24 protein-coding genes and 1 tRNA gene are annotated in these 22,637 nt (G+C 63.6%); 16 read left to right on the forward strand and 9 right to left on the reverse strand.

Annotated elements, in window-relative coordinates; genetic code table 11:
* The first annotated feature begins 63 nt into the window (after positions 1–63).
* The 4 genes from ribH (at position 64) to IVA78_RS08500 (ending at position 4,601) form a co-directional block, all read left to right on the forward strand.
* A complete protein-coding gene (gene ribH, locus IVA78_RS08485; protein ID WP_247277069.1) occupies positions 64–555 on the forward strand; it encodes a 6,7-dimethyl-8-ribityllumazine synthase in 492 nt (163 codons plus the stop codon).
* A gap of 3 nt (positions 556–558) precedes the next feature.
* Entirely contained in the window at positions 559–1,056 is a 498-nt protein-coding gene (gene nusB, locus IVA78_RS08490) for a transcription antitermination factor NusB (protein ID WP_027548253.1), read from the forward strand.
* 193 nt (positions 1,057–1,249) lie between these two features.
* Positions 1,250–2,248, forward strand: coding sequence for a thiamine-phosphate kinase (gene thiL, locus IVA78_RS08495; RefSeq protein ID WP_247277070.1), 999 nt, complete (start codon positions 1,250–1,252; stop codon positions 2,246–2,248).
* Positions 2,249–2,480: 232 nt separating this feature from the next.
* Positions 2,481–4,601: a sodium-translocating pyrophosphatase gene (locus IVA78_RS08500; RefSeq protein ID WP_247277071.1), complete on the forward strand. Its 2,121-nt coding sequence runs from the start codon at positions 2,481–2,483 to the stop codon at positions 4,599–4,601.
* A 150-nt stretch (positions 4,602–4,751) separates the two neighbouring features.
* Here the strand turns inward: IVA78_RS08500 and IVA78_RS08505 are convergent, their stop codons facing one another.
* The gene (locus IVA78_RS08505) at positions 4,752–5,753 is read right to left on the reverse strand and encodes a tripartite tricarboxylate transporter substrate binding protein (RefSeq protein WP_247277072.1); all 1,002 of its coding nucleotides are present in this window, start codon (positions 5,751–5,753) and stop codon (positions 4,752–4,754) included.
* Between the two features lie 191 nt (positions 5,754–5,944).
* Positions 5,945–6,430 carry an outer membrane protein assembly factor BamE gene (locus IVA78_RS08510; RefSeq protein WP_247277073.1) on the reverse strand — a complete coding sequence of 162 codons (486 nt, stop codon included), beginning with the start codon at positions 6,428–6,430 and terminating at the stop codon, positions 5,945–5,947.
* Between the two features lie 98 nt (positions 6,431–6,528).
* Between IVA78_RS08510 and IVA78_RS08515 the strand changes: the two genes are divergently transcribed.
* The 7 genes from IVA78_RS08515 to IVA78_RS08545 all read left to right on the forward strand — a co-directional run bounded on the left by IVA78_RS08515 (position 6,529) and on the right by IVA78_RS08545 (position 11,238).
* Positions 6,529–7,080: a ubiquinol-cytochrome C chaperone family protein gene (locus IVA78_RS08515; protein ID WP_247277074.1), complete on the forward strand. Its 552-nt coding sequence runs from the start codon at positions 6,529–6,531 to the stop codon at positions 7,078–7,080.
* Complete coding sequence (locus tag IVA78_RS08520; protein ID WP_247277075.1) at positions 7,077–7,646, forward strand: DUF177 domain-containing protein; 570 nt, start codon at positions 7,077–7,079, stop codon at positions 7,644–7,646. The genes IVA78_RS08515 and IVA78_RS08520 overlap by 4 nt, the downstream gene beginning before the upstream one ends.
* Positions 7,647–7,941: 295 nt before the next feature.
* On the forward strand, positions 7,942–9,003 hold the full coding sequence (plsX, locus tag IVA78_RS08525) for a phosphate acyltransferase PlsX (RefSeq protein WP_247277076.1): 1,062 nt from the start codon (positions 7,942–7,944) through the stop codon (positions 9,001–9,003).
* The gene (locus tag IVA78_RS08530) at positions 9,000–9,980 is read left to right on the forward strand and encodes a beta-ketoacyl-ACP synthase III (protein WP_247277077.1); all 981 of its coding nucleotides are present in this window, start codon (positions 9,000–9,002) and stop codon (positions 9,978–9,980) included. The genes plsX and IVA78_RS08530 overlap by 4 nt, the downstream gene beginning before the upstream one ends.
* 131 nt (positions 9,981–10,111) lie before the next feature.
* On the forward strand, positions 10,112–10,453 hold the full coding sequence (locus IVA78_RS08535; RefSeq protein WP_018456841.1) for an integration host factor subunit alpha: 342 nt from the start codon (positions 10,112–10,114) through the stop codon (positions 10,451–10,453).
* A gap of 24 nt (positions 10,454–10,477) precedes the next feature.
* Positions 10,478–11,056, forward strand: a complete 579-nt coding sequence (locus tag IVA78_RS08540; RefSeq protein WP_247277078.1) for a MerR family transcriptional regulator — start codon at positions 10,478–10,480, stop codon at positions 11,054–11,056.
* 104 nt (positions 11,057–11,160) lie between these two features.
* Positions 11,161–11,238, forward strand: a tRNA-Pro gene (locus IVA78_RS08545).
* A gap of 361 nt (positions 11,239–11,599) precedes the next feature.
* Here IVA78_RS08545 and IVA78_RS08550 read toward each other — a convergent pair.
* The 3 genes from IVA78_RS08550 to IVA78_RS08560 form a co-directional block, all read right to left on the reverse strand.
* Positions 11,600–12,112, reverse strand: coding sequence for a septal ring lytic transglycosylase RlpA family protein (locus IVA78_RS08550; RefSeq protein ID WP_247277079.1), 513 nt, complete (start codon positions 12,110–12,112; stop codon positions 11,600–11,602).
* Positions 12,113–12,504: 392 nt separating this feature from the next.
* Positions 12,505–12,708 carry a hypothetical protein gene (locus tag IVA78_RS08555; RefSeq protein WP_247277080.1) on the reverse strand — a complete coding sequence of 68 codons (204 nt, stop codon included), beginning with the start codon at positions 12,706–12,708 and terminating at the stop codon, positions 12,505–12,507.
* A 758-nt stretch (positions 12,709–13,466) separates the two neighbouring features.
* Positions 13,467–13,706 carry a hypothetical protein gene (locus IVA78_RS08560; RefSeq protein WP_247277081.1) on the reverse strand — a complete coding sequence of 80 codons (240 nt, stop codon included), beginning with the start codon at positions 13,704–13,706 and terminating at the stop codon, positions 13,467–13,469.
* Positions 13,707–14,226: 520 nt separating this feature from the next.
* On the opposite strand from IVA78_RS08560, the gene IVA78_RS08565 reads away from it, so the two are divergent.
* A complete protein-coding gene (locus IVA78_RS08565) occupies positions 14,227–15,042 on the forward strand; it encodes an SDR family NAD(P)-dependent oxidoreductase (RefSeq protein WP_247464997.1) in 816 nt (271 codons plus the stop codon).
* Between the two features lie 38 nt (positions 15,043–15,080).
* Positions 15,081–16,196, forward strand: coding sequence for an alpha/beta hydrolase (locus IVA78_RS08570; RefSeq protein WP_247277083.1), 1,116 nt, complete (start codon positions 15,081–15,083; stop codon positions 16,194–16,196).
* Positions 16,197–16,209: 13 nt separating this feature from the next.
* Here the strand turns inward: IVA78_RS08570 and IVA78_RS08575 are convergent, their stop codons facing one another.
* The gene (locus IVA78_RS08575; RefSeq protein WP_247277084.1) at positions 16,210–16,716 is read right to left on the reverse strand and encodes a MarR family transcriptional regulator; all 507 of its coding nucleotides are present in this window, start codon (positions 16,714–16,716) and stop codon (positions 16,210–16,212) included.
* Positions 16,717–17,124: 408 nt separating this feature from the next.
* On the opposite strand from IVA78_RS08575, the gene IVA78_RS08580 reads away from it, so the two are divergent.
* On the forward strand, positions 17,125–18,681 hold the full coding sequence (locus IVA78_RS08580) for a porin (RefSeq protein ID WP_247277085.1): 1,557 nt from the start codon (positions 17,125–17,127) through the stop codon (positions 18,679–18,681).
* Positions 18,682–18,946: 265 nt separating this feature from the next.
* On the opposite strand, the gene IVA78_RS08585 is transcribed toward IVA78_RS08580, so the two are convergent.
* The 3 genes from IVA78_RS08585 to IVA78_RS08595 form a co-directional block, all read right to left on the reverse strand.
* Positions 18,947–19,450, reverse strand: coding sequence for a GcrA family cell cycle regulator (locus IVA78_RS08585; protein ID WP_247277086.1), 504 nt, complete (start codon positions 19,448–19,450; stop codon positions 18,947–18,949).
* A 73-nt stretch (positions 19,451–19,523) separates the two neighbouring features.
* Positions 19,524–19,721, reverse strand: coding sequence for a hypothetical protein (locus IVA78_RS08590; RefSeq protein ID WP_007603456.1), 198 nt, complete (start codon positions 19,719–19,721; stop codon positions 19,524–19,526).
* Between the two features lie 200 nt (positions 19,722–19,921).
* Positions 19,922–20,863, reverse strand: coding sequence for an acetamidase/formamidase family protein (locus IVA78_RS08595; protein ID WP_247277087.1), 942 nt, complete (start codon positions 20,861–20,863; stop codon positions 19,922–19,924).
* 168 nt (positions 20,864–21,031) lie between these two features.
* Here IVA78_RS08595 and IVA78_RS08600 point away from each other — a divergent pair, with 168 nt between their 5' ends.
* Both IVA78_RS08600 and IVA78_RS08605 read left to right on the forward strand, forming a co-directional pair.
* Positions 21,032–21,799 carry a YdcF family protein gene (locus tag IVA78_RS08600; protein ID WP_247277187.1) on the forward strand — a complete coding sequence of 256 codons (768 nt, stop codon included), beginning with the start codon at positions 21,032–21,034 and terminating at the stop codon, positions 21,797–21,799.
* A 55-nt stretch (positions 21,800–21,854) separates the two neighbouring features.
* Entirely contained in the window at positions 21,855–22,637 is a 783-nt protein-coding gene (locus tag IVA78_RS08605) for a DUF169 domain-containing protein (protein WP_247277088.1), read from the forward strand.

A 22,637-nucleotide genomic window follows, 5' to 3' on the forward strand; every position in this document is an offset into this window, starting at 1 on the left:
AGAACTTGGCTTACCTGCTTCCGGCGACTACATAGCGCCGACCCTTTCGAAACGGATTGAACGATGGCAGACGCGCGGCGCGCACCCCTGAAAGACCAGACCGACATTTCCGGCGCCCGCGCGCTGATTGTCGAAGCGCGGTTCTATGACGATCTCCAGGACGCGCTTCTCGACGGCGCAATCGCCGAGCTGAAGGCGGCCGGCCTGACGCATGACGTCATCACGGTTCCCGGCGCGCTGGAAATTCCGGCGGCGGTCGCCATCGCGGTCGACGCGGCTGCGGCGAACGGCAAGCCCTATGACGCAGTGATCGCGCTCGGCTGCGTCATCCGCGGCGACACCATTCATTTCGAGATCGTCTCGCAGGAATCCTCGCGCGCGCTGATGGATCTTGCCGTGGCGCGAAAGCTGCCGCTCGGCAACGGCATTCTCACCGTCAACACCGAAGCGCAGGCCTGGGCGCGGGCACGCGCCAGCGAGCTCAACAAAGGCGGCGATGCCGCACGTGCCGCGCTTGCGATGCTGCGCATCAAACGCCGTCTGGCGCAGGCCTGAGCCATGGCCGACAACAACAAAAAGCCGGCGGGTGCTCCGGAGAAGAAGGCGAACCGCCGCGGCGCGGCGCGGCTCGCCGCCGTCCAGGCGCTCTACCAGATGGACATCGCCGGTGCGGGCATCAACGACATTTTTGCGGAGTTCGAGAGCCACTGGCTCGGCAACGAGGTCGAGGGCGATACGTACCTTCCGGCGGAGGCCGCCTTCTTCCGCGACGTCGTCTCCGGCGTCGTGCGCGACCAGAAGAAGCTCGATCCGCTGATCGACGAGGCGCTGTCGAAGGGCTGGCCCCTGAAGCGGATCGAGGCGATCCTGCGTGCAGTGCTGCGGGCCGGGGCCTATGAGCTCCAGCACCGCAAGGACGTCCCGGGCCGCGTCGTGGTCTCCGAATATGTCGACGTCGCCAACGCTTTCGTCGACCGCGAGGAGACCGGCATGGTCAACGCAGTCCTCGACCAGATCGGCCGCCAGTTTCGCGGTGACGAGTTCGGGCGTGGGTAGCGATACCCTGGGGTGGTGAAGTGATGCGATATGATTGCCCCATATACCGGCGTCATCACCGGCGAATCCAGTACGCCGCGGCCTATCGATGTCGCCCGACCGTCTCTGGAATACCGGATCGCCCGGTCGCTTTTTTGATGACGCGCTTCGCGCTTTTCCCGGGCGATGACAGAGAGGGGTGAGGCTGGCGCCGATGGCAGACACGCAAAATCTCTCTGGCGAAGACTCCCTTATCGCGCGTTATTTCAAGCCGCTGGCGATCGATCCCGGCGCGTTCGGACTGGTCGACGATGCCGCGATCCTGAGATCGGCTGGCGAGGACATCGTCGTCACCACCGACGCGGTGGTGGAGGGCGTGCATTATCTTGCCATTGATCCCCCTGACACCATCGCGCGCAAGGCGCTGCGGGTGAACCTGTCCGATCTCGCGGCCAAGGGCGCGGTCCCAGCCGGATTCGTGCTGACGCTGGCATTGCGCAACAGGGAGGATGCCTGGCTGCGGCCGTTTGCGGATGCGCTCGGCGAGGACGCCAAGAGCTTCGCGTGCCCGCTGCTCGGCGGCGACACGGTGTCGACGCCGGGGCCGCAGATGATCTCGATCACCGCCTTCGGCCGCGTCCCGCAAGGACGAATGGTCGGTCGCATCGGCGCGCGGCCGGGCGAGCGCATTCTGGTGACGGGAACGATCGGCGATGCCGCGCTCGGCCTCGACGTGCTCACCGGCGGCGCTGCGGCCGGCGCGCTGACATCCGATCCCGCCGCACGGGATTTTCTGGTCTCGCGCTATCGCGTGCCGCGGCCGCGCAACGCGCTGGCGCAGGCCGTGCGCGATCACGCAACCGCCGCGATGGATGTCTCCGACGGGCTTGCGGGCGATCTCGCCAAACTTTGCGCAGCGTCCGGTGTCTCGGCCACCGTCGACGTGGCGAACGTACCGCTATCGGCTGCGGCAGCTGGCCTGGTCGCGCGGATGGCCGTTGGCATCCAGACGCTACTGGCCGGTGGCGACGATTACGAGGTGCTGTGCACCGCGCCGCCGGCGCAAAGCGATGCGCTGATCGCCTCGGGGCGGGCGGCTGGCCTTGCCGTCACGGCGATCGGCACGATTGTTGCGGGCCAAGAGCCGCCGCGCTTCCTTGATGGGCAGGGGCAGGAATTGACTTTGAAGCGCCTTTCGTACAGCCATTTCTAGGAATCGCTCCAAGCCGGCGCCAGACGCTCAGGGCCTGGCCTAAATACCTGCCGAGATCGGCTGTTTCGGCCTTATCCGGCGTTGCACCCTCAATTTGATTTTGGCAAGCTCGCAACCGACTGGGGCCGCCCCTTCGGGCAAGGGCGGCTTTGTTCAAAATCAAGGCGCCGCACCGCACGACGGAGAACAAAAGGCGCCGGGGGTACATCAAGGATCTGAGGCAAAAAATCACATGACAGCATTATGGTTGATAGTACTCTGCGGAGTGCTTTCCGTCGTCTACGCGATTTGGGCGACGTCTTCGGTGTTGAGCGCGGATGCGGGGTCGCCGCGCATGCAGGAGATCGCAGGAGCGGTGCGCGAAGGTGCACAGGCGTATCTGCGGCGCCAGTACACCACGATCGGTCTCGTCGGCATCGTCATCTTCGTGCTGCTTGCCTATTTCCTTGGGGTTTATGTCGCGATCGGTTTTGCCATCGGCGCCATCCTGTCGGGGGCGGCCGGCTTCATTGGCATGAACGTCTCGGTCCGCGCCAATGTGCGCACTGCCCAGGCCGCGACGACCTCGCTCGCCGGCGGCCTGGAGCTCGCCTTCAAGGCGGGCGCCATCACTGGCCTTCTGGTCGCCGGTCTCGCCCTGCTGGGCGTGACCCTCTATTTCGCCTTCCTGGTCCACTCGCTGAAGCTCGCGCCTGACAGCCGTGTCGTCGTCGACGCTCTGGTGGCGCTCGGCTTCGGCGCCTCGCTGATCTCGATCTTCGCTCGTCTTGGCGGCGGTATCTTCACCAAGGGGGCCGACGTCGGCGGCGACCTCGTCGGCAAGGTCGAGGCCGGCATCCCCGAGGATGACCCGCGCAACCCCGCCACGATCGCCGACAATGTCGGCGACAATGTCGGTGACTGCGCCGGCATGGCCGCCGACCTGTTCGAGACCTATGCGGTGACCGCGGTCGCCACCATGGTCTTGGCGGCGATCTTCTTCGCAAAGACGCCGATCCTCGCCAACATGATGACGCTGCCGCTCGCGATCGGCGGCATCTGCATCATCACCTCGATCATCGGCACCTTCTTCGTCAAGCTCGGGCCAAGCCAGTCGATCATGGGCGCGCTCTACAAGGGCCTGATCGCGACCGGCATCCTGTCCCTGATAGGCATCGCGCTGGTGATCTACTACTTGATCGGCTTCGGCAAGCTCGACGGCGTCGACTACACCGGCATGGCTCTGTTCGAATGCGGCGTGGTCGGCCTCGTCGTCACGGCGCTGATCATCTGGATCACCGAATACTACACCGGCACCGATTATCGACCGGTGAAGTCGATCGCCCAGGCCTCGGTGACCGGCCACGGCACCAACGTGATCCAGGGCCTCGCCGTCTCGATGGAAGCGACCGCGCTGCCCGCGATCGTCATCATCGCGGGCATCCTGGTCACCTACAGCCTCGCCGGGCTGTTCGGCATCGCGATCGCGACCGCCACCATGCTGGCGCTGGCCGGCATGATCGTCGCGCTCGACGCATTCGGTCCGGTCACCGACAATGCCGGTGGCATTGCCGAGATGGCGGGCCTGCCGAAGGAGGTGCGCAAGTCGACCGACGCGCTCGACGCGGTCGGCAACACCACCAAGGCGGTGACGAAGGGCTACGCGATCGGCTCGGCCGGTCTCGGTGCGCTGGTGCTGTTCGCGGCCTACAACCAGGACCTCAAGTTCTTCGTTGCCGACTCCGCGCGCCATCCCTACTTCGCCGGCGTCAATCCGGACTTCTCGCTCAACAATCCCTACGTGGTGGTGGGCCTGTTGTTCGGCGGCCTCTTGCCGTATCTGTTCGGCGCGATGGGCATGACGGCCGTCGGCCGTGCGGCCGGCGCGATCGTGGAAGAGGTGCGCCGGCAGTTCCGCGAGAAGCCCGGCATCATGCAGGGCACCGACAAGCCGGACTACGGCAAGGCGGTGGATCTGCTCACGAAAGCGGCGATCAAGGAGATGATCATCCCCTCGCTGCTGCCGGTGCTGTCGCCCATCGTCGTCTACTTCCTGATCTACGCGATCGCGGGCGGAGGTGCGGCCGGCAAGTCGGCGGCGTTCTCGGCGGTGGGCGCGATGCTGCTCGGCGTAATCGTGACGGGCCTGTTCGTCGCGATCTCCATGACCTCGGGCGGCGGCGCCTGGGACAACGCCAAGAAGTACATCGAGGACGGCCATTTCGGCGGCAAGGGCAGTGATGCCCACAAGTCGGCGGTGACCGGCGACACTGTCGGCGATCCCTACAAGGATACGGCCGGCCCCGCGGTGAACCCGATGATCAAGATCACGAACATCGTGGCCTTGCTGCTGCTGGCGATCTTGGCGCATTGAGCGGCGGAAGTGGAACGAGACAAAACCCCGCGGCGCGAGCCGCGGGGTTTTCTTTCTCATTGTCATTCCGGGGCGGTCCGCAGGACCGAACCCGGAATCTCGAGGTTCCGGGTTCGGCTCGTTGGAGCCGCCCCGGAATGACGCTGTGCGTTACTGCACGTCCATTTGCAGGCCTTCCTTCTGGATGATCGCGGCGAACTTCTTTGTCTCGGCATCCACGAAGACGGCGAATTGCTGCGGCGTGCCGTAGTCGGCGCGGGCCCCCATGGCGGCGATCTGCTTCTTGATGTCGTCGCGCTCCAGCATCGCCTTCACTTGGAGATTGAGCGCTTCGAGCACGGGCGCAGGGACGCCCTTCGGCAGGAAGACGGCGAACCAGGAGGAGACGTCGAAGTTCGCCAGCTCCGGCGCGCTCTCGCGCATGGTCGGCAGATTGGGCGCGAGCTCGCTGCGCTCGGTCGTGGTGACGCAGAGGCCGTTGAGCGTGCCGTTCTGCACCTGCGGCAGGCTCGGATAGAGATTGTCGAACAGGATCTGGATGTCGCCCGCGAGCGCGGCCTGGAGTGCGGGGCCCGCGCCGCGGAATGGGATGTGGGTCATCTTCAACCCGGTGAGCTGGAGGAACCAGGCGCCGGTGAGGTGAGGGCTCTGGCCGACGCCTGAGGAGGCGTAGCTGAGCTTGTCCGGATTGGCCTTCAGGTACGCGATCAGCTCGGGAATCGACTTGATGCCGGTCTTCGGATGCGCCGAGACGATGTTCGGAATCCGGATCATGTTGGAGACCGGCTGGAGCTGGTCCGGCTTGTAGGTGAGGTTCTTGAAAATGCTGTAGGCGATCGCGTTCGGCCCCGGATTGCCGATCAGGATGGTGTGACCATCGGGCTTGGCGCGGACCACCTCGGCTGTACCAATAGTGCCGCCACCGCCCGAGCGGTTCTCCACGACCGCCGACTGGCCCCAGGCAGTCTGCAGATGCGCGGCCAGGAGCCGGCCCATGACGTCGGTCGAGCCGCCAGCCGCCGCCGGCACGACGAGGCGAACGTTCTCGGTGGGCTTCCAGTCGGCCAGGCTCGATCGCGGCAGGATTGCTGCGGCCGAGAGGCCGGCAGCGCCAGCGAGCACACCACGACGGGACAAAAAAGTCTTGGGCACGAATCCACTCCCTGCTTCTCGTTTTGCAGCGAGCGTAGGGAACCCGACGCGCGACGGCAAGTCGCACGAAACGGCACGACGCCGCAGGCTCGAGCCGATTCCGGTGCAATCGGAACGGGTTCCAGATTCTTGTTTCACGCGTTTTCTTTACGCGAACCGGTATCCACTTGGCTCGAAAACGCTCTAAGGGCTCAGTTAAAGCTGAGCAGCTTGAATAGCGGGGCGAGGTAGCTCATCTCCTGACCCGACGTCGCCGTGGTGCGGCTGATGAAGTCGAAGATCTTGCCGTCCTGAAGGCCGTAATTCGCCAGCCGGCGCACGCGCCGGTTCTTGTCGAAATAGATCGCGATCACGCGTTGGTCGACCACCTTCTGGTTCATGAAGGCGACGGGGCGCTCGGAGCGCTGGGAGATGTAGTAGAACACCTCGCCGTCCAGGGTCGCGACGGTGGAGGGCGTGCCCATCACGATCAGCACCTGGTCCTGGCTCGCGCCAATCGGAATCTGCTCCAGTGCCCCAGGCGGCAGGATGTAGCCCTTCTGGAACTGCTCGCCGGTGCAACCCGCAAGCGCCGCGCCGACCAGGGTCGCGGCCGCGAGCATGCGCAGGCCGCGCCAGCGTGCGTAAAGGCCGCGCCGCTGACGTGCGCGCTGGCTGGTCTGGTTCGTTATCGTCATTGCGGAACTGATTCCGTCCCCTTGCGTCGCACGAGGCGCTGAAGTACCGGGCGGAGGCTCTGAATGCAACACGCGCGCGCCCGCTTGCGGAAACCACAATGCTTTGGCCGTTCAATCACTTCAGGAAACCCCGGCTAGCCCCGCGGGGCACCATCGAGGCCATCTATGGCATGATCGTGACGCAGGCGCGAGAACCCATATTTTACCGTGACTTGGGCGTGCCGGATACGGTTAACGGGCGTTTCGACCTGTTGCTGCTGCATCTTTGGCTGCTGCTGCGCCGCCTGCGGACGGTCCAGGGCGCCACCGAGCTGTCGCAGGCGCTGTTCGATCGGTTCTGCGAGGACATGGACGACAATCTGCGCGAGATGGGGGTGGGGGACCAGACCGTACCGAAGCGGATGCGGGCTTTTGGCGAGGCCTTCTATGGCCGCGTCCAGGCCTATGATCAGGCCATGGAGGGCGGCGGCGAGGCGCTGGCATCGTCGATCTGCAAGAATATCTTGAACGGGACCGGCATGGATCAGGCGAAGAGGCTCGCGGCTTATGCTCGGGACACGGAAGCCGATCTCGGCCGGACCGACGAGGCCGCGCTCTTGCGCGCGTCCTTCAAGTTTCCCCCGGCCCTCCCAGAGGATGTCACGCCATGAGCCGACCGACGACCGGATCCGAGCCCGATCCCTGGCGGGCGCCCGTCATCGTGGCGCAGGTCCCCGACACCGGCCTGCATCGCGTACTCGAGGCCTCGGCGGCCGAACGGCAGGCCATGGCCGAGCTCGCAGGCCTGCGGGAGATCCTGTCCGCCCATGCCAGCTTCGATGTCGTGCCGAAAAGCGGCGGGCGGATCCAGGTCACGGGGCTGGTCCGCGGCCGGATCGGCCAGACCTGCGTCGTCACGCTCGATCCAATCGAGAGCGAGATCGAGGAGGAGGTGGACATGATGTTCGCCCCCGAAGCCGAGGCGCGCCGGCTGGCCGACCTGATCGAAGAGGGGCGGGACGACGAGGCGCTGCCTGCGGTCGCCGACCCGCCGGAGGCGATCGTCAATGGCATCATCGACCTCGGCCGTCTCGCCACTGACGCGCTGTTTCTGGCGATCGATCCCTACCCGCGCAAGGAGGGGGCCGTGTTCGAGGCGGACGTCACCGCCCTCGATCCCGAGGACCATCCCTTCGCAGCCCTGAAGGCCCTGCAGGACAAGAAAAAGGGCAAATAGCTCGGCATTTGCGGCGGGACCGCTTCGGACCGGGCACAAGCCGTTTGCTGCGATGGTTTGAAGAACGGTTTCATCCGTTTGATTTCAATGCGTTTCCGGCCTGATTTGTCGGTCCGCTCGCGGATCGTCCTGAATGCAAAAGGCTGGGGGCAAGAGGTTGTTTCGGGGGTACAAAACGCTATTGTCGCGGCCCGTCCGGGTGCGGCGTGGCGCTCGGCCAATCGCCATGTCCGTGGCGAACCCATTTGCGGCCCCACTAGCTCAAGACCGCACGAGACCAGGTTCCAGGACTTTCATGCTAAGCAAGATTCGCATCGCGCTGGACGCCATGGGAGGCGATGTCGGCCCCGCCGTGGTCATTCCCGGCGCTGCCATCTCGCTTGGCAGGCACCGCGATAGCGAATTCCTGCTGGTCGGGGACAGCGCCAAGATCGAGCCCGAGCTCGAAAAGCACCCCGCGCTCAAGGCCGCCTCGAAGATCATCCATACCGACGTCGCGGTCAGCATGGAGGACAAGCCGAGCCAGGCGTTGCGGCGCGGCCGCAAAACCTCCTCGATGTGGCTCGCGATCGATGCCGTGAAAAAGGGCGAGGCGGATGTTGCGATCTCCGCCGGCAACACCGGCGCGCTGATGGCGATGGCGCGTTTCCACCTACGCATGCTGCCGGGCATCGACCGCCCGGCGATCACCGGAATATGGCCGACCAAGCGTGGCCAGTCCGTCGTGCTTGACCTCGGTGCGACCATCGGCGGCGACGCCCACCATTTGGTGTCGCTCGCGCTCATGGGCGCGGCCATGGCGAGCGTGCTGTTCGACAAGACGCGGCCCACGGTCGGGCTGCTCAACATCGGCGCCGAGGAGATCAAGGGCCACGAGGAGATCCGCGAGGCCAGCGAGATCCTGCGTGCGAGGAACCTGCCGGAGCTCGACTATATCGGCTTCGTGGAGGGCGACGGCATCGGCAAGGGGCTGGCCGACGTCATCGTGACCGAAGGTTTTAGCGGCAACATCGCGCTCAAGGCCGCCGAGGGAACCGCACGGCAGATGGCGGAATTACTCCGTAACGAGATGCAGCGGAGCTGGCTGTCCAAGCTCGGCTATCTGTTTGCGCGCAGCGCTTTTCAGGCCCTGCGCGACAAGATGGACCCAAACAAGTCGAATGGCGGCGTGTTCCTGGGTCTGAAGGGACTAGTGGTCAAGAGCCATGGCGGAATCAGCGCCGAAGGCTTTGCCTATGCGATCGATGTTGGCTATGAGATGGCTCACTACGATCTCCTGAACAAGATCAATCAGATGCTCAACCGCGAGGGTGGTGCACTCAGTTCCGTGCAGGCCGCGCAGGAGGCTGTTTCGTGACGAAAATTCGTTCGGTCGTGCTCGGCTGCGGCTCTTATCTGCCGGAGCAGGTGGTGACCAACGCCCAATTGGCGGCGCGCATCGACACCTCCGACGAGTGGATCGTACAGCGCACCGGCATCCGTGAACGGCACATCGCGGCTGAGGGCGAGTTCACCTCGCACTTGGCGCTGCGGGCGGCGCAGGCTGCGCTGAGCGATGCAGGCGTGGACGCGCAATCGATCGAGCTGATCGTGCTGGCGACCTCGACGCCGGACAATACGTTCCCCGCAACCGCGGTCGCCGTGCAGCACGGGCTCGGCATCAACCATGGCGCGGCGTTCGACCTCCAGGCGGTCTGCTCCGGCTTCGTGTTCGCGCTCGCCACCGCCGACAATTTCCTGCGCACCGGCGCCTATAAGCGCGCGCTGGTGATCGGCGCCGAGACCTTCTCGCGCATCCTCGACTGGAACGACCGCGGCACCTGCGTGCTGTTCGGCGACGGCGCCGGCGCTGTCGTGCTGGAGGCGCAGGAGCAGCCGGGCAATGCGGCGACCGACCGCGGCATCGTGACCACGCATCTGCGCTCCGACGGCCGCCACAAGGCAAAGCTGTTCGTCGACGGCGGGCCGTCCTCGACACAGACCGTCGGCCATCTGCGCATGGAGGGCCGTGAGGTCTTCAAGCATGCGGTCGGCATGATCACGGACGTGATCGTCGATGCCTTCCAGGCGACCGGGCTCAACGCCGACAGCATCGACTGGTTCGTGCCGCACCAGGCCAACAAGCGAATCATCGACGCTTCCGCCCACAAGCTGCACATCGCGCCGGAGAAGGTGGTGCTGACAGTGGACCGCCACGGCAACACCTCGGCGGCTTCGATTCCCTTGGCGCTGTCGGTGGCACGCAGGGACGGCCGCATCAAGAAGGGCGACCTGGTTCTCCTGGAGGCCATGGGCGGCGGCTTCACCTGGGGCTCCGCGCTCGTGCGCTGGTAGCAACAGTCGATAAAATTTTGCCGGAATCAGCGCGATTATCGATGCGTCTGCATTGATGAGCGCTGTTGACCGTTGTATCGTAAGCTCCTAATTTCAGACAACAATTGTTCGCCGTGATGTGGGGCAGGGCGATGACCGATCAAAGCAAAACCGTAACGCGTGTCGATCTGTGCGAAGCCGTCTACCAGAAGGTGGGCCTGTCGCGCACGGAATCGTCCGCCTTCGTGGAACTCGTGCTCAAGGAGATCACCGACTGCCTTGAGAAGGGCGAGACGGTGAAATTGTCCTCGTTCGGCTCCTTCATGGTGCGCAAGAAGGGTCAGCGTATCGGCCGTAATCCGAAGACCGGCACCGAGGTGCCGATCTCGCCGCGCCGCGTGATGGTGTTCAAGCCGTCGGCGATCCTGAAGCAGCGGATCAACGCCCAGCACCGCACCAACGGCGACGCCAGCAAGGCTCAACCCGAGGCGTAACCGCCTTTCGGAAAGGATTGGCATTTGGACAAGGCGCCGGATGCGTTCCGAACCATCAGCGAAGTAGCGCAGGAACTCGACATTCCGCAGCACGTGCTGCGGTTCTGGGAGACGCGGTTCTCCCAGATCAAGCCGATGAAGCGCAGCGGCGGCCGCCGCTACTACCGCCCCGACGACGTCGACCTGCTCAAGGGCATCCGCCGCCTGCTCTACGGGGAGGGCTACACCATCCGCGGGGTGCAGCGGATCCTGAAAGAGCACGGCGTCAAATCGGTGCAGGGCCTCGCCGACAGCGCCGCCGCGGTCTCGTTCGGGGCCATCGAGGACGCCATCGGCGCGAGCTTGATGGAGCCCGACGACGAGGCGCCGATCAAGGGCGTCACCGACAGCGACGATGACGATTACCAGGGCGACGAAGAGGAGGGCATCGACTTCCGCTTCGCCGAGATCGACGACGAGGACATCCTCACCACCTTCCGCAAGGGCGGCACTGCCGCCGCGCCGGCCGGCCCCAGCGCGCTGGACCGGGAGCGGCTAGGGCGGGCGCTCGCCGACCTCGTTGCCTGCCGTGAGATGCTGGATCAGGCGCTGAAGGACGGGTAGGGCCGCTCGGCCGGCTTTGCGGGCAGTTCCGGGAATTTGAGCCGACACCAATTTGGTGCGGGCGCCTTGCACAAAGCGGCGATCCTAGCTAATGGAACGGCATTCGGAGCGTGGCGCAGCCCGGTTAGCGCACTAGTCTGGGAGACTAGGGGTCGGAGGTTCAAATCCTCTCGCTCCGACCATTTTTCTCAACTCATCTGTCGGGCGGATTGACCGTCGGCGTGGAGCCTGCTCCCGGCCGTCACGGATGCGTGGCGACAAGTAATGGGTGGCCCCTTCGGTGGTCGGGAAACAATAACGCCGAAAACAACCCCATGCACAGTAGCGATCTCATTGGAGAATAACGGTTTTCCGAAGCGGTTTGACAGCGGTGGAGAAGAGGCTGCTGAGGCACTTAAGTAGAGGATCGGGGGTGATCGCATTTGCACCATTCGGCGCTGCCGTCGGCCCGCAGAGTAAATGGTATACTGACGAGAACAATGGCGCAGTAGCGTCGGAGTTCTTTTGATTGCAGGCAATTTCGCTTCGACGCCGGTTGTATGTTCACAACACCTCTGCACGAATCTGAGCCACGCCACGATCCGTAATCCCCAAGCTGCGCGCAGCAGCCAGCGAAAGGTCGAGGACGCGACTGCGGACGAACGGACCGCGGTCATTGACTGTCACGATGACGCTTCGGCTGCCGTGAGTGACGCGCAACTTGGTGCCGAAGGGCAGGTGGCGGTGCGCCGCTGTTAGCCGATTACGATCAAACGATGAACCGCTTGCTGTCTTGCCTTTGGGATAAGAATAGTAGGAGGCTTTGCCGGAAATGACTCGATGAGAAGATTGGGCTCCTAAACTATCTTTCGAGGGCTCTTCCGGAGTCAGAGGTTGCGCTTGCTGTGGGGTCGAAGGTTGCGATTGCGTTTCGTCCTTCTTTGTCTGGTCGAGCCCTTCAGGAGCTGGCTCCGCGTGAGCTTTTGGAATGATGGACCACCTATCATCGAAGCTTTGCGCGACAGCAGGAGTCGAGCAGATCGTCATCCAAGCTGGGATTGTCGCAATCGCGATCATTCTACAAAGAACTTGCATGGTCGGCCTCACGCATAAAACTGATGGACAATGCAAACTCATCGGCCTGTGTTCCTGCACCCGCATTCTCGTGCAGACAAAGGTGAATGCATACCGCTGGTTCGATGCCTAGTTCCGAGAGTACTAAGGGCAGCGCAGCAAGCACTTGTTTCGCTGCGGCGCATCACGCCGTAGATCTGCAACCCAAAGACACGAAATTGCCGCGTGCAGCAGCCGCTACTTGGCTTCTACTTCGATAGTACAGTCCTTCGATCTCCAAACTGCTCGGGCTTCGCAATTTGTGTTAGCTGCCACAACGCCCAGTCAGACAAGGTAGAGACCCAACCTTCGGGGCTTGTCGATGCTCTCGCAATGAGCGCTCGCAATATCGACTGCTAAGCGGTTGCTCGCAAATACCCCACCACCATCCGCGTCGTCTCGTCCGCCAGCGTCCTCACCATTTTCTCTGGCAGCATCTCGGCCTGGTTCAGCACTGTGTTGTGTGCGACCGCTTCGATCGCGCTGACGCAGATGAACGTCGCAAGGCCCGGAGCGATCTTGCGCATCTCCTTGCGGTGGCTTTCGAGATAGGCGCGCACGAGAACGTGGACAATCGCGGTTGAAGGCTTCGAGGTCCCTCAGCTGGCCGGTGCGTGGGATCTGCTCGGCGAGGACGCGGTGCAGGTTCGGGTCGATACGGTGGCTTCGATTGCCTCATGCATGGAACTACCATTTAGCTCCTTGCGAAATGCTCCGGCACATTTGGCGCGCGGGCCGCAGCGATGTTTCGCTGCGGCCATCCTCGTCAAGGCTCGGGTCAATCGGCGACCCTCTCAACTCTCATTGCGCACGTGACTTCTTCGTCGAAGTCGGCGGCTTTGCTGCGCCGCCGCTGCTCGGATTGTCATAGTGTGCCGAGTTACGTCCCCCTCCCGGCTTGCCATCCATTTTGCCCGCGGATACTGGCGATGTCATGAAACCCGCGGCGACTACAACACATCCGAAGGCAAGGATCGTAAACAGGGCAACAGCTCTTACTATTGACATTGATTTCTCCGATCCAAAATATCGCCACGACAAACGTGGCTTCGGCAGCCTACTCCAGGCCTATTACACTGGCGAGCGTATCTTGAGCCGGATCGATTACGTTCGTAGCCAGAGCGTGCGAGGACTCAGCCGTCGGCCTGCTGCGATTGGTTGTTGCTGACCGCAGCGGTCGCTTTTGCCAGTCACGGTCAGCATCTCGCTGACTTTCCCACGTAGCAAACTCGTTTGAATTCTTCGTAGGAGCTCGGCGCTAACAGTTCGTGCGGTGTGCGCCTCCGGGGCGTTTCCTCGACGTCGTAGTTCTACGGGCCTAGGCGTGGCCCTTGATCTCGTAGTGACCAGGCACGCATTTGTAGCGCTCGAGGCGCCAGTTGGCGCGATAGATGGGATGCTCGCCCATCCATTTCGCGAGCGGGGCCTGTGCGCCGATCGCGCATTGCATCATCGACATCTCGGGCGTCATGTTGCTGTCGGTCACGATTTCCTCGACGCAACTGCTTGAGCTGGCTGCGCTTAGCCGGCAGAGCACGGCAACGACGGTCACGAACATTCCTGTCACCTCATCGGTTATTTCTGACCACGAAGAGGATGCAAGCGGAGTGCCAGAGCCTGTGAATCGCAAGAAATACGCTGGCCTGGGCCGGACTTGCCCCAGCGTATGGAATCGATTTGACGATTCGGATTGTAAAAAAATTCCCGCTAACACGAAGCCGGACAAATACGGGGTCAGCCTCAGCGACGGGCGGATTGTGGGCTATCGCATACGGTTTTGAGCAGTCTTGCGCGTCGTCCTTGAGACGACCACTTCACGCGGTCTGCTCAGGATGAGGCTAACGGCATTGGTGCTCGCTCAAGCTGCTGCCGCGCACCGCTCCTCATCTCGACCGCGGTGACCTCGACGAGGCTGCCGATGCCTTCATGTGAATAGTCCGCGGCCCGAAATCACCGGCGTCGAATGATCGCGCCGATGCGCTTTTACCTGCCGAGCGACGCTGCTACATTTTACGCGGCGCCCCGCAGCGCGGGCAGCTCTGAAGAAACATACCGACAAGGGGAGGGACCGAAGTCCCATGAAGGATTTTGCAGGAAAGATCGCAGTCATCACCGGCGGAGGCACGGGAATGGGGCGCGAGCTCGCACGGCAGCTCGTGGCCGAGGGCTGCAACGTTGCGATGTGCGACGTCTCGGAAGCCGCGATGGCCGAGACCAAGCGGCTCTGCGAGGTCGAGAAGCTGCCGCAAGGCCTGCGCGTCACGACGCATGTCGCCGATGTCGCGATCGAGGACCATCTGAAGCGTTTTCGCGACGAGCTCGCCGAGCAGCAGAAGACGGACAGGATCCATTTGTTGTTCAACAATGCCGGCATCGGCGGCGGCGGCAGTCTGTTCACCAACACGCGCGAGCAGTGGGAGCGCACGTTCAACATCTGCTGGGGCGGCGTCTATCTCGGCGTGCGCACCTTCCTGCCGATGCTGGTCGCCGCGGACGAGGCGCACATCGTCAACACCGCGAGCGTCAACGGCTTCTGGGCCTCGATCGGCATGAACCAGGCGCACACCGCCTACAGCTCGGCGAAGTTCGCGGTGAAGGGATTTACCGAAGCGCTGATCAACGACCTCCGCCTGCACGCGCCGCACGTCAAATGCTCGGTGGTGATGCCCGGTCACATCGGCACCTCGATCGTCTCCAATTCGCGCAAGGTGCAGAGCAGTGACGGCTCGGACCGGCTCAATGCCGACGAGGTCGCGCTGACCCGCAAGCGCATGATCGCGGCCGGCGTGCCAGATGCCGACAAAATGACTGAGGAGGACATCCAGGCGGCGTTTGCCGAGCGACGGCTTTCATTTTGGTCGCGGCTGCTTGGTTGGGGACCTGAAATAGTTTAGTCAACCAGGCGTAACGCGACGATAGAGCGTAGCTCCCGATGATGCCCGCATGCCTCTCCGACGACTGGACCCTCTGCCCGGAGCGAGAGGACATCTCCGCTGAATTCACGCGGCTGCTCACCGCCGCCCAGGAGGGCGGCGCCACCATCGCCGAATGCCTGATGATCGCGCGGCAGCTGAAGCGGGGCGACGGCCGCTCCTGGCACCGCGAGTGGAAGAAGCTGGCGCAAGCCAATCGGCAGCGCGCCGAGGCTGCCTCCGCAGAAGGCCACATGGCGAGCGCACGGCGCAACTGGCTGCGCGCCATGAACTACTATGGCGCGGCGGCGATGCCGCTCGAGCAGGACGACGAGCGCCGCTGGGTCGCTGTGCTCGCAATGCAGGAATGCGCACGCAGCTACCTTTCGGCGCGCAGCCCGGTCGGCGAAGTCGTGACCGTGCCTTGGCTCGACGGACATGCGCTGCAGGGCTACTTCCTCCCTGCGCCGACGGGAAGCGGGCGGGCTCCGACCGTGATCTGCATCGGCGAACCCGGCCACCGCAAGGAGGAATTTCTCTTCAAGCTCGTGCCACATGCGTGCGAGCGTGGATTCTCGGTGCTGGCGCTGGACCTGTTCGGCGATCAGCGCGACGATTATATCGATGTGCTGTTGCGGCGCCGGGATCTCGAGAGCGCGATACCGTGCGTCATGGACTATCTGGAGACGCGCAGTGACGTCGATTTCGCGCGCGTTGCAATCGTCGCGGATGGCTGGGGCTCTTCGTTCGTGGCGCGCGCGGTGTTGCAGGAGCCGCGGCTTGCCGCCGCCGTCTGCGACGGCGGCCTGTGGGACCTGCACGAGCGGGCCTTCTTCGCCAGCCGATTCGCACTGAGCGACGTCAGCATCGTGCCGGTGCCGCATGCGCCGCTGATGGCTTCCAGCATCGACTGCCCTGTGTTGATCACGCTCGGCGAGGATGGCTGGCTCAAGGCCGACCGGGCGCGTCAGATCGTCCAGAGCTCCCGTATTGGCAGCTCGTCGGATGTCATGTTGAAGGTGTTCACTGCGGCCGAGACTGGCGCGGCGCAGGCCCATGCGGACAATCCGAGCCTTGCCAACGAATACATCTTCGACTGGCTCGAATCGCGGCTCGGCGCAACCGGCCAGATATGATCTAAAGCGCGCGTCAGAAATCGAGTGTGAGGCGGACGCAGGCCTTCTCGAGGCGGGACTTCAGCATTGCGAGCTTGGCGGTGAATTCGGTGAGCTCTTGCTCGTCGAACTCCTGGAAGACGAATTCCTTGATGGTCTTGTACTGCTCGTTGAGGCTCGCCAGGTGCTTCTGTGTCTTCTCGGTCAGGGACAGCCGGACCACCCTGGCGTCGGTCGGCGAGGGCCGACGGCGCAACAGGCCCTTTTTCTCGAGCAGCTTGGACTGGGTGGTGACGAACGACGGATCGACGTGGAGAAGCTTGGAGACGACGTTGACCGGAATGCCGTCGTCCTTATCGAGGTCGGAGATGGCCATCAGGATCAGCCATTGCGGGCCGCTGATGCCGAGCGTCCTCGCCCAGAACTGACGCAGCTCCTCCAGATACATGTTGATCGAAGAGATCTCCCAGGTGAAGCGCCTGATGATATCCAGATTGCCGACGGAGCGCAGGCGTGAACCCTCTTTCCTCGTTGCGGACACAGCGTCACTCCCGGTGAACTGATTCTTCAGGCCAGTGTTCGTAGCAGGCCATAGTCCACGCAAGCCTGTCCTGACGCAAGTGCAGAGCAGGGTAATTTTGTCACTAAAACTACAAAGATGATCAGCTCAGTTGATTGCTCCTTGAGCCGTCGGTGTTGCGCGCCGGGCACAGGTTCAGCAAAACCAAAAAGCTGATCTAATAAACTATTTTGATTACCGAACGACGCAGGCATATTGATCCATGACGGTGGGGGGTTCTCGATCGTCCCGTTGCAGGTGGTTCGCTCACGTCCCTCGCTCGAAGCGGGTGTGTCCGAAAGCGCAAAGCGGCCGAGCGGATTTGAGAGACGGAGATCTGGGGGGCCATACGGTCTGGTCTCCGTAAAATGAGCAACTTGGAGGTTTTAAATGAAACTGGTGAAGAGCCTTTTGCTCGGCACTGCGGCGGGTCTGATCGCCGTCGGTGGAGCCCAGGCGGCCGATCTTCCGGTCAAGGCCAAGGCGGTCGAATACGTCAAGATCTGCACGCTCTATGGTGCGGGTTTCTACTACATCCCAGGGACCGACACCTGCATCAAGCTGGGCGGTTATCTGCGTGCTGAAGTCGCCCTCAACGCGGGCGGCAATTACAGCGCCCAGTACAACGGCGTCTTCGCGGCGAACAACCGCTTGACGAACTACTACTCGATGCGCGCTCGTGAAGATCTCAACATCGACACGCGCACCGCGACCGAGTACGGCGTGGTCCGCACCTATTTCGACGCGGTCTTCACCTGGACGACCGGCAATTATGTCGGCACCGGTTCGGGCACGGGCGCCACCCAGTACAGCGGCACCCTCGGCCTCAACGCTGCGGGCACGGGCCTCGTCGGCTCCTCCAGCGGCAACGTCAACGGCACCGACGGCGGCATCTCGGGCGGCGCGCTCGGCGTCTACTATGCCTTCATCCAGTTCGCCGGCTTCACGATGGGTAAGGCGGTATCGCAGTTCGACGCGCCCTGGGTCAACTATCCCGGCAACAACTTCGACCAGTTGGTCGGCGGCAGCGGCTCGACCAACGGCGTCGCCCAGTTCACCTACACGGCCGATTTCGGCCAGGGCGTGACGGCGACGATCTCGGCGCAGGACCAGACTCAGTTCTTCACGACCAACCTCTGGAACACGGCGGGCATGAGCACCACCGGCGTCCTCGGCGGCGCCTACGGCTCGAACGACATCGGCGGCACCCGATCTCCCGACCTCGTCGGTATGGTCCGCGTCGACCAGGCCTGGGGTATGTTCCAGGCGTCGGTCGCCGCACACGACAACCACGTCGGCTATTACGGCGCCACTGAAGTCACCGGTCATCCGGAAGACAAGTGGGGCTGGGCCGTCCAGCTCGCTCTGTCGATCAAGAACATTCCGACCGGCGCCGGCGACGTGATCAATCTGTCCGGCGTCTACACCGAGGGCGCGAGCCGCTACAACTTCCAGTCGCTGGCAGCGACCAGCTACTCGATGTTCGGCAGCTCGAACGCCGCTTATCAGAGCATCGGCTTCGCCGGCGTGTCTGACGCGGTGTTCGGCCCGGGCGGCAACCTCGAGCTGACCAAGACCTACGGCTTCCGGGGTGCCTACACCCACAACTGGAGCCCGTACTGGAACACGGCACTCTATGGTGCGTGGGCTGCGGTCAACTACAACGGCACCGCCAAGGGCCTGATCTGCGGCAGCGCGGCGTTCGCCACCCTGACCGGTACCTGCAACCCGGACTTCAACATTGGCCAGGTCGGCGTCATCACGCGCTGGACGCCGGTGAAGAACCTGACGTTCTCGGCTGACTTCACCTACAGCCATCTCGACCAGAAGTACTCGGGCGCGATCACGACCGGAGCACTGACGACTGTCGCCAAGCCGGCGGCCACCTACGAGCTGAAGGACCAGGACACCTACAGCCTGCTGCTGCGCGCACAGCGCAACTGGTAAGCTCGGTCTTCGAAGATGAAGCAGCCCCGGCGGGAAACCGCCGGGGCTTTTTTACAAGGAGGCGGTTCGGAATCGGCAGCCTCCCACGCAGTCGATGAAGACGTGCTATGCGATTCAATCGCCTCAGATTTATTTACTTACCTGAGTTACTAAGCTATATAGCTCTCAGCCGATTACGAAAGTTGTGGCTCTTGGCTTCACGCTAAGCCTCCAGAAACCTCCGGTGATGCCCCACCGGAGGTTTTTCGTTGTGGGAGTGCCTGTTTCAGCCGCGGATAGCGCGGGTGCGTGAGTTCGGCCGGTAGGCGAGGCGGCTGTGGCCGCCGCAGTAGGATTGGCCCTCCGGCGCAGCATTGCCGCAGAAGCAGAAATCGTCTTCGCCCGGCGTCGAGATCGGCCAGCGGCAGCGATTCTCAGACAGCTCCAGCAGCGAGCAGCGGTTGCCGTCGTCGATCGGCTCTGCAACCACGGGCATGCCGGTCTCGCCGTAGATCGTGGCGAGCATCTCGTATTGCAGCCGCGGGACGGCCCTCGACGCGCGCGCCGGCGCAAAGCCCCTGTCGTGAACCTTGCGGTCATCGACCGTCCGGCCCCGCGTCAGATTCAATCGGGACAGCTTGCCGATCACGGCGTTGCGGCTGACGCCGATGTCGGCGGCGATCTCTCGGCAGGAGAGGCCGGCGTCGAAGTGCCGCTTCAAGAGTTCAATGCGTTCGTCGGTCCAAGTCGGTGAAGCGGTCTGAGAAGGAGTCGGGGAAAGAGCAGGCATGTGTAACGGTCCCAGGTTGCAGATGTCGGCCATCCGCCTCTCGAGATCGGTCCGCCTCACGTCAGGCGCGCGCTCACGTCCTGCCATTGTCGCGGATCGACAAAAGCCCGTCCTTGATGGCGAGACGGATGCCTTCCTCGATCAATGTCCGCGCAACGCCGGGAACGCTCGTGCCGTGGGTGCCCTGTCTCACCAGTTTCTCCAGATAGGTGATGGTCGAGAGCGCCAAGGTTACGGGAATGCGGTCAGTCTCGGCTTTTTCGGTGGCCATGGCCCGAACGCTAGCCTCTTACTCGGGTACATAAAAGTAACGATTAAGACTCTATTTAGGTTCGGGGGTGCAAGTCAAATCCGGGCCAGACCGGTATGTCAGCCCGTTGGAATCGCTGGAGAAGTTCGGGCATGGCGCGGCACGTCGCCCGAAAGCCGGGCGGCGGCGTGGCGTCACCACATCAGGAGAGGCGCGCCGGCTCAGCCGTGCACGATCGCCTTTTCGATCATGCAATGGATACCCTTGGCGCCGTTAACGGTCTGCGTCACCCGCAGATCGGCGGCCAGGCTGCACAGCGTGTAGGCGTCCTCACGCGACAAGTTTCGCGTCTCGCCGAGCAGCGCGATCATGTCGCGCAGCGCGCGCACCACGCACTGGTCGAGGTCGGGGTCCATCGCCATGGTCATGTAGTGCGTCGCCGTCTCGGCGCGGGGATAGTCGAACTTGAGATCCTTGCGCAATGTCAGGCGGAAGCGGCCCCGGAGTGCAGTCTCGATCGCGGTGACGCAGACCTCGCCGTCGCCTTGCACGCCGTGCCCGTCGCCGCAGGAGAACAGCGCGCCCGGCACGAACACCGGCAAATAAAGTGTTGCGCCCGCGCCGAGCTCCTTGTTGTCGAGATTGCCGCCCATCGCGCGGGGGACCAGCGAGGAGATGCGGCCCCAGGCCGGCGGCGGCGACACGCCCATCACGCCGAAGAACGGTTTGAGCGGCAGGTCCAGACCCCATGGCATGCGGCCGGTCATCCGCGTTCGGTCGAGCGGGATGTTCAGGATACGCGTCGCGTGGAAATCGTCGGGCAGGGTGCCGGACAGCGGCTTGATCATGTTCCAGCCCCAATCCTGCCGGAGCTCGACGTCGAGGATCTCGACCGCGAGCACATCGCCGGGCTCGGCGCCTTCGACCGCGATCGGACCGGTGAGGATGTGGCCGGGCAGCATGCGCTCGTTCCTGGCGTGAACCTCCAACATCTCCGGCGGAATGTGAAACTGATTGCGGTCGGGCAGCATGTCCGGACCGCCGCTGATGGTGTCGATCGTCACCTCGTCGCCGCTGGCGATGGTGAGGACAGGCCTGAGCGCGGCTTCGAAGAAGCCCCAATGGCAGGTTTCGGGGCTGGAATGCAGGTGATGATGGGTCATTTGCCGGGTCCGGTTGGTTTCATCGGCCGCGGGCTTGACCCGGCGATCGATCCTCTTTCAAGAAGATTTCTGAAGAAGGCCGGGCCGGTCAAGCCCGCGCATGACGGGCACGATCATTCCAGCGAGGCTCTCCTGTTTTTCGCTCTTTCCAAGACCCTTGGTGTCGCGCTGCTGCCGATCAATCTCCTGGTCGAGCTTGGGATCGTGTCTGTCGTGCTGATGGCGACGCGCTTTGCCGCGTTCGGCCGCAAGCTTGCCGCAGTCACGCTGGTTCTGCTGGCGCTCGCAGCGTTCTCGCCGCTCGGCAATCTCTTGCTCTATCCGCTGGAGTCGCGCTTTGCGCCCTGGGATCCGTCGCGCGGTGCGCCCGACGGCATCATCGTGCTCGGCGGCTCCGTCGACACCGATCTGTCGGCGGCTCATCGCACGCCGGTGGTCGCGCACGCGGCCGATCGTCTGTTTGCGCCGGCCGAGCTCGCGCGCCGCTATCCCAATGCGCGTATCGTCTTCACCGGAGGCACGTCGAACCTGGTCTCGACCGTCGCGAGGGAAGCTGATTACTCCGCGCCAGTCCTGGAGAATGTCGGCATAGCGAAGCAACGCCTGATCCTCGAGCGGGACTCCCGCAACACCTGGGAGAATGCCATCTTCACGAAGCAATTGGTGTCGCCGAAGCCGGGCGAGCGCTGGCTTCTGGTGACGTCGGCCTTTCACATGCCGCGCTCGATGGGGATCTTTCGCAAGGCCGGATTTGACGTCGAAGCCTACCCGGTGGACTGGCGAATGGGCGGGCGTGACGATCTCTTTTCCTTCACCAATATGGGTGCGGACGGGCTTGGCCGAACCGACGTCGCCGTGCGCGAGTGGATCGGCCTCGTGGCCTACCGCCTGATGGGCAGGACCGGCGAGTTGCTTCCGGGGCCCACCAAGGACTAGAACGAGAGCCGCAAACAACAACAGGCGGCGCGCGATCGCCGGACCGGAGGACGCCATGCAACAGCAGAGCGCGGATAGGATCGACCTTGCTGCACTCGTCGCCGATCTCAACAGCCTGCTCCGGCTGAAGACGACGGTGATCGGCATGAAACTGTTCGCGCGCGCCGCGGACATGGAGGCGATCCCAAAAATCCGGCGGCCGAACGCGATCCACACCACCGACCAGATCGTCAGCATGGCCGCGCGTCTGGGATGGACCGTCGGCATCACCGCCGACGATCTCGTGGGTGCGCAATGCCGCGCCGTGATCGGTCTTGCGCCGCAGGATGATAAATGGCTCGCGGGCGACAGTTACGTCGGGGTGTGGCACGGCACGGCGGAAGATGCACGCAAGCGCCAGGAAGCGCTCGATGTGGTGCCGTTCGGGCAATATCAGGCGCTCGCCGTCAGCCCGCTCGCGAGCGGCAGGCTCGATCCGCCCGACATTTGCCTCGTTTACGCGACGCCCGGGCAGATGATCATCCTGATCAACGGGCTGCAATATACCGGCTACAGGAAGTTCGAATGGGGCGTGGTCGGGGAGACCGCCTGCGCGGATTCCTGGGGGCGGGCGCTCAAGACCGGCGAGCCCAGCCTGTCCTTGCCATGCTATGCCGAACGGCGCTATGGCGGCGTGCCGGACGAGGAGATGCTGATGGCCTTGAAGCCCTCGCACCTCGCCAAGGCAATCGAGGGCATGAAGGCGCTGGCTAAGAATGGCCTGCGCTATCCGATTCCGCCCTATGGCATTCAAAGCGACGTCCGTGCCGGCATGGGCGTGAGCTACGCGAAAAAGTAA

Origin of the sequence: Bradyrhizobium sp. 137, from assembly GCF_023074095.1 — a bacterium.
Lineage (GTDB): Bacteria > Pseudomonadota > Alphaproteobacteria > Rhizobiales > Xanthobacteraceae > Bradyrhizobium.

What these genes read in the sequence shown, in the direction of transcription:
- ribH (WP_247277069.1), top strand. Translation starts at nt 64, where the DNA reads ATGGCAGACGCGCGGCGCGCACCCCTGAAAGACCAGACCGACATTTCC.
- nusB (WP_027548253.1), top strand. Translation starts at nt 559, where the DNA reads ATGGCCGACAACAACAAAAAGCCGGCGGGTGCTCCGGAGAAGAAGGCG.
- thiL (WP_247277070.1), top strand. Translation starts at nt 1,250, where the DNA reads ATGGCAGACACGCAAAATCTCTCTGGCGAAGACTCCCTTATCGCGCGT.
- IVA78_RS08500 (WP_247277071.1), top strand. Translation starts at nt 2,481, where the DNA reads ATGACAGCATTATGGTTGATAGTACTCTGCGGAGTGCTTTCCGTCGTC.
- IVA78_RS08510 (WP_247277073.1), bottom strand. Translation starts at nt 6,430, where the DNA reads ATGACGATAACGAACCAGACCAGCCAGCGCGCACGTCAGCGGCGCGGC.
- IVA78_RS08515 (WP_247277074.1), top strand. Translation starts at nt 6,529, where the DNA reads ATGCTTTGGCCGTTCAATCACTTCAGGAAACCCCGGCTAGCCCCGCGG.
- IVA78_RS08520 (WP_247277075.1), top strand. Translation starts at nt 7,077, where the DNA reads ATGAGCCGACCGACGACCGGATCCGAGCCCGATCCCTGGCGGGCGCCC.
- plsX (WP_247277076.1), top strand. Translation starts at nt 7,942, where the DNA reads ATGCTAAGCAAGATTCGCATCGCGCTGGACGCCATGGGAGGCGATGTC.
- IVA78_RS08535 (WP_018456841.1), top strand. Translation starts at nt 10,112, where the DNA reads ATGACCGATCAAAGCAAAACCGTAACGCGTGTCGATCTGTGCGAAGCC.
- IVA78_RS08550 (WP_247277079.1), bottom strand. Translation starts at nt 12,112, where the DNA reads ATGATCGCGATTGCGACAATCCCAGCTTGGATGACGATCTGCTCGACT.
- IVA78_RS08560 (WP_247277081.1), bottom strand. Translation starts at nt 13,706, where the DNA reads ATGTTCGTGACCGTCGTTGCCGTGCTCTGCCGGCTAAGCGCAGCCAGC.
- IVA78_RS08565 (WP_247464997.1), top strand. Translation starts at nt 14,227, where the DNA reads ATGAAGGATTTTGCAGGAAAGATCGCAGTCATCACCGGCGGAGGCACG.
- IVA78_RS08570 (WP_247277083.1), top strand. Translation starts at nt 15,081, where the DNA reads ATGATGCCCGCATGCCTCTCCGACGACTGGACCCTCTGCCCGGAGCGA.
- IVA78_RS08580 (WP_247277085.1), top strand. Translation starts at nt 17,125, where the DNA reads ATGAAACTGGTGAAGAGCCTTTTGCTCGGCACTGCGGCGGGTCTGATC.
- IVA78_RS08585 (WP_247277086.1), bottom strand. Translation starts at nt 19,450, where the DNA reads ATGCCTGCTCTTTCCCCGACTCCTTCTCAGACCGCTTCACCGACTTGG.
- IVA78_RS08590 (WP_007603456.1), bottom strand. Translation starts at nt 19,721, where the DNA reads ATGGCCACCGAAAAAGCCGAGACTGACCGCATTCCCGTAACCTTGGCG.
- IVA78_RS08595 (WP_247277087.1), bottom strand. Translation starts at nt 20,863, where the DNA reads ATGACCCATCATCACCTGCATTCCAGCCCCGAAACCTGCCATTGGGGC.
- IVA78_RS08605 (WP_247277088.1), top strand. Translation starts at nt 21,855, where the DNA reads ATGCAACAGCAGAGCGCGGATAGGATCGACCTTGCTGCACTCGTCGCC.